A 12,255-nucleotide genomic window follows, 5' to 3' on the forward strand; every position below is an offset into this window, starting at 1 on the left:
ATTTTAATTTAAAATTAAATCGTGTCGTAACCGTTAAAATGAGGATCTACAATCCTTTTCCATTCCGGATGTCTTTTGATATAGGCGAAAACGTAAGGACAGAACGGAAGTAACAACTTGCCTTCCTTTTCAATGGAGTCCAAAGTTTTCTCTACGACGGCAGCGGCCGCTCCTGTTCCGGCTAATTTCGGTTCTGCTTCGGTATGGACCAGAGCAATCTGGTTTCCAAAATCGCCATAATTGATAAAGGCTAAATGACCGTTGATTTCAATTTCAAAACGTTTTTTTTTTTTCGTTTTTTACGAGCGGGATATTTTCAAATTCTGTTTTCATAATTTTTCATTGTGTAGTTGATTTGAAAACAAAAATACAAAAATAGCATCCAGTCATCCATTACCCTATGATAAATAAATCGGATACAAAAAGGTATAATCGATAATGCTCATAGATTGCATTTTAATTAATGGATATGATCTTTGTAGCCGGTCTTCATCTAATAAAAATGAGCTTTTTGAAAAAATCCTGAAGTTTTAATTTCAGGATTTTTTCTTTTTTTATGGGTGGAAGATTTTAAATTTCTTTTTGGAAATCAGATTGTCGAAAGATTTCCATTATCATTCAAATATTGGTACTCAAAATTACGGTGTTTTAAGCATTCTATAAATTGCTTGAAATCAGTTTTTAAGGATCTGAATGAGTGTTTTACTGGTACAAAGGTTAGTTGAGTAATTCAAATCATTCTTGATCTAATCACTTTAAAATCGCGATAAAATTTATTTTTTTTAAATCTGATTGGCTGCATCGTAACCAGTTTTTATGGCTTTTGAGATATTAGAAACTTTATGATGATCACCTACTTTATATACAGAAATTCCGTTATCTGTTAAAATTGTTGTGTCGAACTCCACAGATCGAGAGCCACTTGCCATAACAACATAGTCGTACAGAACACTTACAGATTGCCCATCTTTATTTTCACAAAGTACGTGGTCCTTTTCAATAGCAACTACTTTGTGGGAAGTAAGCAATTGAACGTCATAAGTTTGGAAAAACTCCATCATTGTAGGTAAAATTGTAAGGCTTACATCTTCTGCAACTTTATCTCGCATATCTACTATTGAAATTTTACAGCCTTGCTCCGCAAGAAATTCCGCAGTTTCACAACCAACCATGCCGCCACCCACGATGACAACTTTACCAGAAACATTTTGCTCTCCGGCAAGTATTTTCCAGGCATCACGAACATTTGGGCCGTCGATTCCCTTGATTGGAGGAATAAAATTAGATGCTCCTACAGCAACTATTACTGCATCTGGTTTTAATGCCAGTATATTCTCCACACTTGCTTCTTCTCCTAGTCTTAGGGAAACACCTTCATCTTGAATTGCATTCGAAAGATCTTCAGTCGCTCGGTCTAATTCTATTTTTCGAGGCGGTACATCTGCTATATTTATTTGGCCACCAAGTATTTTTTCTTTTTCAAACAAAGTTACGTGATGTCCTTTTTTTGCCGCCACTCTCGCAGCTTCCAGACCGGCTACACCAGCACCTATTACCACGACGTTTTTTTTAGCAACAGTAGGAATGATGATTCGTGATTGCTCATAACCGGTTTCTGCATTTACTGCGCAGATCATAAATTTACGATTCATGACAGAATCTACACATTCATTACAACTGATACATCTTCTAATACTTCTGCTATTTCCATCGGCTGCTTTATTGATCCAATCAGGATCTGCAATCAATGCGCGACCAAGACCAATCATATCCGCTTTATTATCTTGAAGTAAGCCTTCCGCCATTTCTGGATCTATGATTCTGCCGGAAGTACTTACAGGTATTGATACTGCCTGTTTTACCTTTCCGGTGATATCAGCAAAAAAAGAATAAGGTTGTATTCCCATTGGTGGAATAGTATCTGCCAAATTACCGGTATGATTAGCCTGCGCAACGTGGAGCATATGAACGCCGGCCTCTTCCAGCCATTTTGCAAATAGTGGCGCGTCGGCTTCATCTATACCACCTTTTCCACGCTCTGGTGTTACGACCGCTAATTTAAATTCGATAATCATTTTGGGCACTGCTTTTTTCAGAGCATCAACAACCATCAGAGCAAAGCGGGTACGATTTTCAAGCGAACCACCGAATTGGTCTGTTCTCGAATTCATTTTTGTACTGCACAGCGAACCCACTAGTCTATCACCATGAATCTGAATAACATCTACGCCAGCTTTTTCTGCACGAATCGCGCAGTCACACATTTTATCTATAATTTCCTGCAATTTTTCTTCGGATACTTCATTTACAAAATGCTCCATATCATGATGCAATCGCGCGCGTACCTGATCTTGTTCGCCATTAGCAAACATTTGATTAATAACATCTACATCATACTCTGGATGAAATATTTGAACTCCGATTTTCGTATCATATTCATGTACGCTCTCACAAAGGCTTCTGAAACTTTCAATCTGGCTGTCATCATAAAGTTTTGGGGTTGGTGCAAAACTACGGATGGGCGCTACGTCCCCAAGAACAATGTAGCCCACACCGCCTTTCGCCAGGCGTGTATAAAAAGCTTTACTTTGAGAACTAATACTTCCATCTTTTTCTTCATAGCTTGTAGTTAGTGGTGGAAGCAGAAGGCGATTTTTAAATTTCACACCAGCGATTGTGATCGGTTCTAATATTTTCATCATGATTTTTATTTCTTTTGTATTAATCATAAAAGTCAGGTAATGCACTGACTTTCATCTAATTATTTAAATTTCTAAATTGGCTATTTGATTCTATTGACTTTCCCTAATTTAGATATATCAGTTTTTACTTCTGCGGGGTTGCCATAATAATTGATGTTGCCTAACCCTTTCATTGTAATATCGATGCTTTCTTGAGCATAAACAGATAAATTCTCCACTCCTTCGCTTACAACTTTTACCTTTTTTGATTTAAATTCTGAAGCATCTATTTCACCTAATCCTACCGAATTAATAGAAGTCATATTTGAGGTTCCTTTTATTTTAATGGAGCCAATAGACTTAGAAATTAAGTTGAATTTTTCTACCTGGCAATCGTCTATTATAATTTCCCCAACCCCTTTATTATTAATGCTTAATTCATCACCAATAAATTTATTCTTAAAGCGAAGGGTGCCAATACTTTCAAAGTTTACTTTCGATAAGTGAGGAGAACCTACTTTTACAACAAGTTTCTTTTTGCCGGTAAACTTTTGCTTATTTCTTAATTTTATAGAAAGCACTCCATTGTCATCTGATACTTGTAGGCCATCAATTAAAATGGAGCTGCCTGAAATATTTAAATAAGCGCTATCGGATTGTTCATAAAAGACTTCACCGATAAGTTCTAAATTCAAACTTGTAAATTCGGAAATCTCATAAGTCTTTGAAGTATTCGAATCTGACGTCAAATCATTGCATGACACCAGGGAGAATAGTATAAAAACCGCTGTAAATAAAATAATTGCTTTTTTCATGTTTTGTAGTTATTGTTTTTTTAATATAGATTTTTTCTTCTGTCAATTATTTTATCTAAAGCATACCATTAGTATTATTTAGTTTCGAACTTTCAGAACCAACCGAATAAAAAAATTAAGATTTATTCCATTTGTCTATTGTTTTCCTAATTTCATCAGATAAATGTGTTTGAAATTCATGCAAGTGTCTTAAGTCATCGTTGAACTCTTTGCTCTTGGACTCCGTTCTAAATTCTAATACATCTTCCAAAAGCAGATTGAAGGAGCTCATGCTTTTTTCAAATCCTTTTTTCCAACCATCAACATCGATCATAAAATATCGTTTCCGATCACCACTGAAAGTTCGGTAAGTGAGCGTACCTTCTTTCAAATACATATTCAGGGCATTACTAACCGAGCTTTTTCCAGCACTTAAAAATTCTACGATATCATCGAAACTACGATAGGGAGGATCTGATAATAACAAGTAGGCAAATACCCTCCCTTCAATGCGTGTCCTACCATACTTTTCTATGGATACACCTAACTTTTCTACCTTATCTTTTAGTACTGCTTCATTATTCATTACACAAATATAGTAAATATTGTTTAGTTCTGAAAATACAGAACTAATAAAGAATTTAAAGTGTCGAAATGAGATTTAAATATTAAATAACTTTTTTGATACTTGTCACGTAAATGTCACAATATAATGCTTTATTCTGAAAATTTAGCTGCAGCCAAATAAAATAATAATTGGGGTTTTGGAAATAAAAAAAATAGACTATTAAGACTATTTATAAATATATCAGTTGTTTGTTAAAAGTTATCCCTTGGTTAAAAAAACAAATAAAGATTATATTTTAATTAATCAAAGAGGAGAAGAATTCCAAGTTGGAGCTATACAATGTGCTTAGGAAAATCTGTGGTACGAATGCAACCAAAATAATGTCTGGTTTGGTAGGTTGGAAGATGGTAAAATTTTAAACGTGAAATGACAATTGTAGTATAACTAATTTATAAAAGGTTCGTCGTATCGAAATTTGAGCTAGGGAAGAAATTTTTAATTCTTTCCAATAAAACAAGGTAAAAGTAAAGTATACAGCTTTACCACAAACTATTATAACCAAAAAACAGGGCGTTTAATCCCTGTTCTAAGTCTTTTAAAATTGTAAAAATCTGATCTACAGACTTTTTTTGTAGAGAGGATGGGATTCTCATCTATAATATTTCTAAATTTACTAAACTATCATTTTCTTTTATTAATAAGGGTTATAGGGGTTTATGAATTTTAAAATGTTTCTTAAATATCATTGCATATCATAAAAAATGGCTGTAGATTTGGCTGTAAATATTTTTTTATGATTAACATTAAAAGAAAAATAACAGTTGATATTGAAAGAAGAAAAAAGAAAGGTGTAGTTGTTAATGAAAACGCACCAATATTTATTCGTCTAACCTTTTTATCTAATAGAATAAATTTTTATAGCGGTTTCAGAATAAATATTTCTGACTGGGATTCTGAAAAAAAGGAAGTCATTTCTGGTCGGACAAATTCTAGTGAACAAACTGCTGAAGAAATAAACATAAAAATTGACAACTACAAATCTGCAATTCAGTCGTTCTTTTACGAATGTCAAATCAAAAATCAGATACCAACTATTGAGGAGGTCAAGGATGCTTATGAAAAGATAAAAAATGATGGTGTAGAAGTAAAAAGAATAAAAAAGTTAAAGGTTGAATTAATACAAGTTGAACCTAAAAAAGAAATATCATTTTTTAAAGTATTTGACGAATTCACTTCCTATAATGGAAAAATTAATAATTGGACAACTGATACTTATGCAAAGTTAAAAACTCTTAAAACTCACTTGGAGGCGTTTAATCCAGAACTTAGATTTGAGGATTTAACTTTAGAAGGATTAAGCAATGTTCTAACTTTTTTTAGCAAAACATTAAAACTTCGAAATACAACTACCAAAAAATATATCGAAAATATTAAGTGGTTCTTGAGATATGCAGTGAAAAAGGGATATACAGAAATTAAATCATTTGAAGATTTTCAACCAAAACTTAAAATCGCAAAGAAGAAACTCATTTTTTTAACGGAATCTGAAATTTTACAAATAAAAAACTATAAGATACCTGAATCTAAATTATATTTAGATCGAGTTCGCGATGTTCTTCTTTTCCTTTGCTATTCTGGTTTGCGCCATTCAGATGCTTACAAATTAAAGAAATCAGACATTAAAGACGGTAGATTTGATGTTACAACTCTAAAAACAAACGATAGCCTTGTAATTGAACTTAATAAAACATCTCAGGATATTATTGATAAATATAAAGATATTCCTTTCCAAAATGATAAAGCACTTCCGGTTATTTCTAATCAGAATATGAACGAATATTTGAAGGAACTTGGACAGTTAGCAGAAATAAATGAATCAATTACAGAAACATATTTCATAGGTAATGAAAGACACGATGAAACTAAACCCAAGTATGAACTTTTAAGTAGTCATGTTGGAAGGCGTTCTTTCGTGTGTTTATGCATTGCTAAAGGTATTGGTTTACAAATTATAATGAAGTGGACAGGGCATGCCGATTATAAATCAATGAAGCCATATATTGAAGTTGCAGATTCAACAAAAGCGATTGAGATGCAAAAATTAAATTTTTAGGAAATGAAAACAAGTGAACATTTAGCCTTCCTACAAAGAATAGCAACTGGTTTTAATACAGTTCGAAATACAAGTGATGTGACAAAGGGTTTATTAGACCATATCATATTTTTCTGTAAAATAGATGATGCTCTAGTTTATGAAGATTTGCTGCGAAGCGAAAATATTCCACTTCTTTTAAGTGAATATAAAGTACTGATATCAGAGATTAAGAAGAAATTTAACGATAGTCAAAGTTTAATACAAGAGTTTTCTGTAAGTGTCTTCTTTGAACAATTACTGCTTCCTTATGATTACAAAATTGAGATTGAAAGCAAACGACTTGAGTCATACAGAAATGAAAATAGATTGCTGAAAAGTCAATTAGAATCGTGGAGTGTGAAATATTCCGAAGAATCTGTTGAGATGAAAAATTTAACCAGAGATTTCGAAATTGCTAATAGTGAATACAATTTTCAGAAGCAAAAACTTGAGATTGTTCAAAAAGAAAGAGATGAGTTTTTTGAAAATAATTCTAATATTCTTTATTTCAGTTTCAGTCCATTTCTAGAAAAAATGGACATTATAGAAAAATGGATACTGCGACTTTCCAACTCAAATACTTTTTCACAAATTATATTTAAGGATGAGGATTCCATAGAATTAGCCTATTCGATTTTAGTTAAAATGAGTCTATTGAAAACTGTTTCACTGCCAGAATTTTATAATCAGATTACATTAAATAAGGTGCTTAGTCTCGAAAAAAACCCGAGTAAGGATAAATATATTGCTTATTCAATAAACAAATTGAAAGCATTTATTGTTGACAATAAAAAAGAAATATGGGAGAAGACGATTGTAGAATATTTTCAAATCCAAAATTTTGATAAAATAAAGACTGTTAACCAAGATCACCTAAAAACTAAAGATCATGAAGAAATTGATTTAAAAATAAGCAATTATTTTGAAAGTCTCAAGAGTTAAAATAGTCGCAGAGAGTCTTGAAATTTATTATTCTCTAATAAAATAGATGCAAATGACCTCATAAAGTCCTATTACATTTTTTTGCATTTTATTTTTATTTTTTATTTTATAACGCATTGAATATCAGTATTAAATTATTGATATTTTTTTTATTTCCATTTTTCTCCATTTCGAATTTTATGTCTATTTGCAATATTTAGAACAGGCATATTAATTATTAAACTTTAAATAAAATTCAAAATGAAAATCGAAAATCTTTTAGAGAAGCCAATCTGGCAAATGACAGGTCAAGAATTTTTGGCATTAAATGAACAGTGTAGAAGTACGGTTCAAGATCACCAAATTGTTTCTATTTCTGAAAACCCCTTAAGTAAAAAGTATGTTTACGGAATTCGTGGAATTGCAAATCTTCTCAATTGCAGCATTGCAAAAGCAAATCGTATAAAAAAAAGAGGAATTATTGATGACGCTATAATTCAGGAGGGACGTTCTATCATGGTTGATGTCGAATTGGCTTTAAGTCTAATTAAAAACAATATGTAAGATGGCGCAAATGGAAAACGCCCGGTTACCCGACGAAAATCACAAAGGCGCATCATTTTTTGACACAAAGAATGATATTGAAAACTTTCATATTTTCAACGGATTAAAAGAAGATTTCAAACTTGTTTCAGGAAAAAACATATTTCCAGGAGGTATATTCCCGCCGATAATGCAAAAACTAATAAGAGAATTAGAAAGTACCTTAAACTTTTCTCCAGATTATACATCGGCTTCAATTCTTTATGCTGTTTCAGTTTCGATCGGCAATCGAATCCAACTGAAAGTAAAAAATAGTTGGCTGGAAAAATCAAATTTATACTTGGTTCTTGTCGGTAGAACGGGCGATGTAAAAAGCCATTCGGTTTCATTTTGTCTTAATCCTTTAATGAAATTGGATAAGGAGAATTTTGAACAATATCTCCATAAAAAGAAAGAATATGAACAACTGCCAGTAGAAGAAAAATCTAAAACTACAGTTCCTTTTCTTCGTCAATTATTGCTTAATGATTTTACACCAGAAGCATTTGTAAAAGCCCATTATTTTAATCCGCGAGGAATTGGTTTATATACCGATGAAATTGCAGGCTTCTTTAATTCTTTCAATCAATATCGGAAAGGAAGTGAGGAAGAATCCTATTTGTCCGCTTGGAGTGGAAAACCCATTATTAAAAATAGGATTTCAGGCGAGGAAATGAGAGTTGATAATACAAAAGTAGATATTATCGGAACCATGCAGGAAGCGATTTTATCGAGTGTTTTTCAGTCAAATAAAATGAAAAATGGTTTTATTGATCGTCTTCTCTTTGTGTTGCCATATAAATATGTTGACAATAAATGGAATGATCTCGATTTAGATGAGAAATATATTGAATGGTATTCAGAATTTATCAATGAAATTTATAACCTGGCCGAGAATTCAGAAGTGATACTGGAATTTCATCCCGAAGCAAAGGATTATTTATACAAATGGCAGAACTGCCAAAAAAATGATTTTGATTTTGAATACCAGAGAGGCGTTTCCGTGAAACTCCAACAATATGTTTTGAGATTTTCAATTTTAATCGAAGTGGTTCATGCGGTTTGTAATGATGAAAAACTTCAGTTGATCTCTTTAAAAACCTTAAAATCTGCAATTAAATTAAGAGATTATTTTTTTGAAAATGCAGTCCGTGTTTTTGAAATCATCGACAATACTTACTATGACTCACTCACAGAAATACAAAAAAATGTATTTGATAAACTTCCGCAACAATTCAAAACAGGAGAAGGAATTGAAATAATTTCTAACGATGATTTGATGAAGGAAAGAAGTTTTAAAAATTTCCTAAAAGATGAAAAACTTTTTAAAAAAATTACCCATGGAATTTACGAAAAGCAAGTTTTTTAGAATCAACTATAAATTCTGAACTGCACTCTTTGCATTTTTGCATTTTGAGTTATAATGTATTGATTGTCAGCATTGTGAGGACGCATTAAAGTGCAACAAAGTGTAGGAAGTGCAAAATGCAACTATTTGAAAGTGCAGCAAAATGCAACGAAAGTGCAATGAAAAACACAGCTCAATCAGCCATGAATAAAGGATAGTGCAAAAAATGTAAATAGTGCAGGCATGAAAAGATACCGGTATATTTTAGACCCAAGTTCAAAGAAATATAAATGTCCCAGTTGTGAGAAGTTTTCGTTTGTGGTTTTCATTGATACGGAAACAACTGAAATCATGGAAAATTACGGAAGATGTGATAGAGAAACAAAGTGTGCATTTTTTTATCATCCTACGAAAGATGGATTTCAAAATTGTAAATATTCAGAGGTTATGGATAGTCATTTTTATGAAGTCTCACCTTCGTTTCATAAAAATGATTTGGTTGAATTATCAATGAGCAATCATAATAATTTCTTGAAATATTTAAAATTTTTATTTGGGAGCTCAATAGCAAATTCAGTTCAAAAAAAATACAAAATTGGAACACTCTGCGAGTTTAATAATGGAACAATTTTCTGGCAAATTGATGAGCGAAAAAAAGTAAGAGCAGGAAAAGTAATCCAATATTTTGAAACCGGCAAAAGAACAAAAAATATTACATGGATGCATCAATTTTTGAGGACGAAAAATGAAATTTCAGATTTTAATTTATCTCAATGTTTGTATGGTTTGCATTTAACCCAGAATGATAAAACAAGCATAATTGCTCTAGTAGAATCAGAAAAAACCGCTTGTATTATGAGTGTAATATTTCCAGGTTTTTTATGGTTGTCCTGTGGTGCAAAAGGAGAATTTAAATTGAAGAAATTAGAACCCATAAAGCACCGAAAGATTATTGCGTATCCTGACTGTGAAATTCAAAAAAATGGATCAACCACTTATCAAGAATGGAAAAGAAAAGCAGACGGTTTTAATGCAACTGGATTTGATATTTATGTATCCGATTTGCTTGAAAAAGAAGTTGCAGATGAACAGAAAAATGAAGGGATTGATATTTCAGATTTTTTCATGAAGAAATTATACAAAAAGATATAAAAACAGTTTATATATCGAGATGTGCTGTTTGCGCTACAAATCGTGCCGACTTTGCATCTTATCAGCATCCCGCTTTTTCTCCCGATGGTCAAAAAAGGAAAAATTGCTTTGCAATTTTAAAATAAAAAGTACAAAAATTAAATATGAAAAATAAAGAATTTAGGTTCAGAGTTTCGCCTCTTGAACATCAAATTATCAAAAACAAAATCTCGAAAACTGGACTATCAATTTCCGAATTTACGAGACGACTTGCTTTGGGTTTAGAACTCAAAAATAAGTTGACAGATGATGAAATGATATGCTATAAAAACTTGTCAAAATATACTGATAATTTCCGAAGAATTTCAAATTTATTTAAACTTGGCGATGTTACCGGATTGAAAAATGAAACGTTGGAAACATCAAGAATAGTTAAAAAACATCTGGAAAAATTTAGATAAAATGATAGGTAAAGCAAAATCTTGTGTCGGTGGTTTTTCGATTTTTAATTATGTAATTGATGACGCAAAAGGAATCGAAATATTACGAAATAATCTGTGTGGAGAAACTCCAATTGAACTTTTTCAAGAGATGAAAATCATGCAGAATCTGAATCAAAAAGCCACCAATAAATTAATTTCAATGATTCTTTCTCCGCACGTAGAAGATGGAGAAAAATTAAGTCTAACACAGCTGCAAACCATGACAAACGAATTTTTGAAAGAGTTAGAAATTGATGTGGAAAATTCTCAATTCATTGCCTTTTTCCACACAGAGAAAAGACATCGGCACATTCATATACTTTTCAACAGAGTAGCTGAAAATGGGAAATTGTTGAAAGATAATCATATCGGTAAATTGGCACAATGGGCTGCACACAGGGTTGCTAAAAAAAATGGATTGATTTCAGCAAAACAAATAAGAATTGATAAAATAGTAGAAACAGAACAAATTCAATCTGGTTTTAAAAGTTTACGAAAGGAACTTTATCTAAAGCATCTTAATGTAATGGCAGCAAAACCAAAAACGATGGAAAAATATTTATCTGAAATGCTTAAACAGGGTGTGAGCTTTATTCCCACAATTAATAAGCAAGGCATACTACAGGGTTTTAGAGTTCGAGATATGGAAAGTCACACTGAAATGAAAGCGAGCGAAGCCCACCGCAATATGGGACTTAAAATCCTCTTAGATTCTGGGTTGTTTTTTCAGGATAAAAATTTTGATTTAAGTAATGCAATGGTGGAAATAAATAAATTTAACATTCAAAAAGTTCAAGAGGAAACAATTATTGCTGAAAAAAGAAACACCAATTTTCCTTCACAAAATATTTTTGCATTTAGTCCCAATATTGTTGATCACACTGAAGATGAATTAAAAAGAAAACGTAAGAAAAAATTTAGAAGATAATATGGCACAAAAACTAAAATCACAAGATCTGATGGAGCTATTCAATGCGAAACTTGATGTAGCAATTGAGAAATTCGATATGAATGAAAAAATAATTACCACAGTTAATAAAAAGTTGGAAGAAATTAATAATTCATCTCTGAAAGTTGACTATGAACCCCTAGGTACAGTAGTTCAAGAAAACGATAAAATGTTTAAAGAGCACAGAAGTGAATTATTAAATCTATTTGAAAAGCAGATTTCCACAATGAAAGTTGTTGCTAAAGAAAAAGAGAAATATCAATTGTACTTTTATGGTGCTTTAACCATTCTTTTGTTTTTGTGTACCGGTTTTCTCTCCTATGGTATCGATCAGTATCATAAAAAAGAAGATGCTGAAAGAAAACTAAAATTCTATGCAAGAGAATCATACCGAATGAATACGTATTTGAAAGAAAAGAATCTTACAGAAAAATATGAAAATTGGCTTGAGAGTAAACAAAAATAACAATCTGTAGAAGACCAATCTATTAAAATCTGGAAAATTAGCAACATCAAAGCAACTGAGCAGAATTAATTTAAAGAGACTTTTTTAATCACCAAAATCTTCATTTTCTTCCTGTTTTACAGAAAGAGCAAAGGTATCGCCAGCGAGCCCATTATATCGCCCATCCCAAATAAAACTGAATTTTTAGTGTTTAATTCGG

At 31.8% G+C, this 12,255-nt stretch carries 11 protein-coding genes and 1 pseudogene; 8 read left to right on the forward strand and 4 right to left on the reverse strand.

All coding sequences use genetic code 11. The features are described from left to right. Positions 1-14: 14 nt before the first annotated feature. From LC814_RS12050 to LC814_RS12065, 4 genes and pseudogenes are all read right to left on the reverse strand, one after another. Positions 15-333, reverse strand: a pseudogene (locus LC814_RS12050) (GNAT family N-acetyltransferase). Between the two features lie 449 nt (positions 334-782). Further along, positions 783-2,747: a bilirubin reductase, long form gene (gene bilR, locus LC814_RS12055; RefSeq protein WP_226064203.1), complete on the reverse strand. Its 1,965-nt coding sequence runs from the start codon at positions 2,745-2,747 to the stop codon at positions 783-785. A 35-nt stretch (positions 2,748-2,782) separates the two neighbouring features. Then, on the reverse strand, positions 2,783-3,496 hold the full coding sequence (locus tag LC814_RS12060) for a head GIN domain-containing protein (protein WP_226064205.1): 714 nt from the start codon (positions 3,494-3,496) through the stop codon (positions 2,783-2,785). Positions 3,497-3,611: 115 nt separating this feature from the next. Next, entirely contained in the window at positions 3,612-4,061 is a 450-nt protein-coding gene (locus tag LC814_RS12065; protein WP_226064207.1) for a GbsR/MarR family transcriptional regulator, read from the reverse strand. Positions 4,062-4,836: 775 nt separating this feature from the next. On the opposite strand from LC814_RS12065, the gene LC814_RS12070 reads away from it, so the two are divergent. The 8 genes from LC814_RS12070 (at position 4,837) to LC814_RS12105 (ending at position 12,056) form a co-directional block, all read left to right on the forward strand. Beyond that, positions 4,837-6,156 (forward strand): site-specific integrase, encoded by a 1,320-nt coding sequence (locus tag LC814_RS12070; RefSeq protein WP_226064208.1) that lies wholly within the window; start codon positions 4,837-4,839, stop codon positions 6,154-6,156. A 3-nt stretch (positions 6,157-6,159) separates the two neighbouring features. Continuing rightward, complete coding sequence (locus tag LC814_RS12075) at positions 6,160-7,119, forward strand: hypothetical protein (RefSeq protein WP_226064210.1); 960 nt, start codon at positions 6,160-6,162, stop codon at positions 7,117-7,119. A 240-nt stretch (positions 7,120-7,359) separates the two neighbouring features. Beyond that, a complete protein-coding gene (locus tag LC814_RS12080; protein WP_226064212.1) occupies positions 7,360-7,662 on the forward strand; it encodes a DUF3853 family protein in 303 nt (100 codons plus the stop codon). Between the two features lie 10 nt (positions 7,663-7,672). Next, positions 7,673-9,049 carry a DUF3987 domain-containing protein gene (locus LC814_RS12085; RefSeq protein ID WP_226064214.1) on the forward strand — a complete coding sequence of 459 codons (1,377 nt, stop codon included), beginning with the start codon at positions 7,673-7,675 and terminating at the stop codon, positions 9,047-9,049. A gap of 222 nt (positions 9,050-9,271) precedes the next feature. After that, a complete protein-coding gene (locus LC814_RS12090; protein WP_226064216.1) occupies positions 9,272-10,180 on the forward strand; it encodes a DUF6371 domain-containing protein in 909 nt (302 codons plus the stop codon). Positions 10,181-10,323: 143 nt separating this feature from the next. Next, entirely contained in the window at positions 10,324-10,620 is a 297-nt protein-coding gene (locus tag LC814_RS12095; RefSeq protein ID WP_226064218.1) for a plasmid mobilization protein, read from the forward strand. 1 nt (position 10,621) lies between these two features. Continuing rightward, a complete protein-coding gene (locus tag LC814_RS12100) occupies positions 10,622-11,569 on the forward strand; it encodes a relaxase/mobilization nuclease domain-containing protein (RefSeq protein WP_226064219.1) in 948 nt (315 codons plus the stop codon). Position 11,570: 1 nt separating this feature from the next. Further along, complete coding sequence (locus tag LC814_RS12105; RefSeq protein WP_226064220.1) at positions 11,571-12,056, forward strand: hypothetical protein; 486 nt, start codon at positions 11,571-11,573, stop codon at positions 12,054-12,056. The last annotated feature ends 199 nt before the right edge of the window (positions 12,057-12,255 follow it).

Origin of the sequence: Kaistella polysaccharea (genome assembly GCF_020410745.1) — a bacterium.
Classification (GTDB): Bacteria; Bacteroidota; Bacteroidia; order Flavobacteriales; family Weeksellaceae; genus Kaistella; species Kaistella polysaccharea.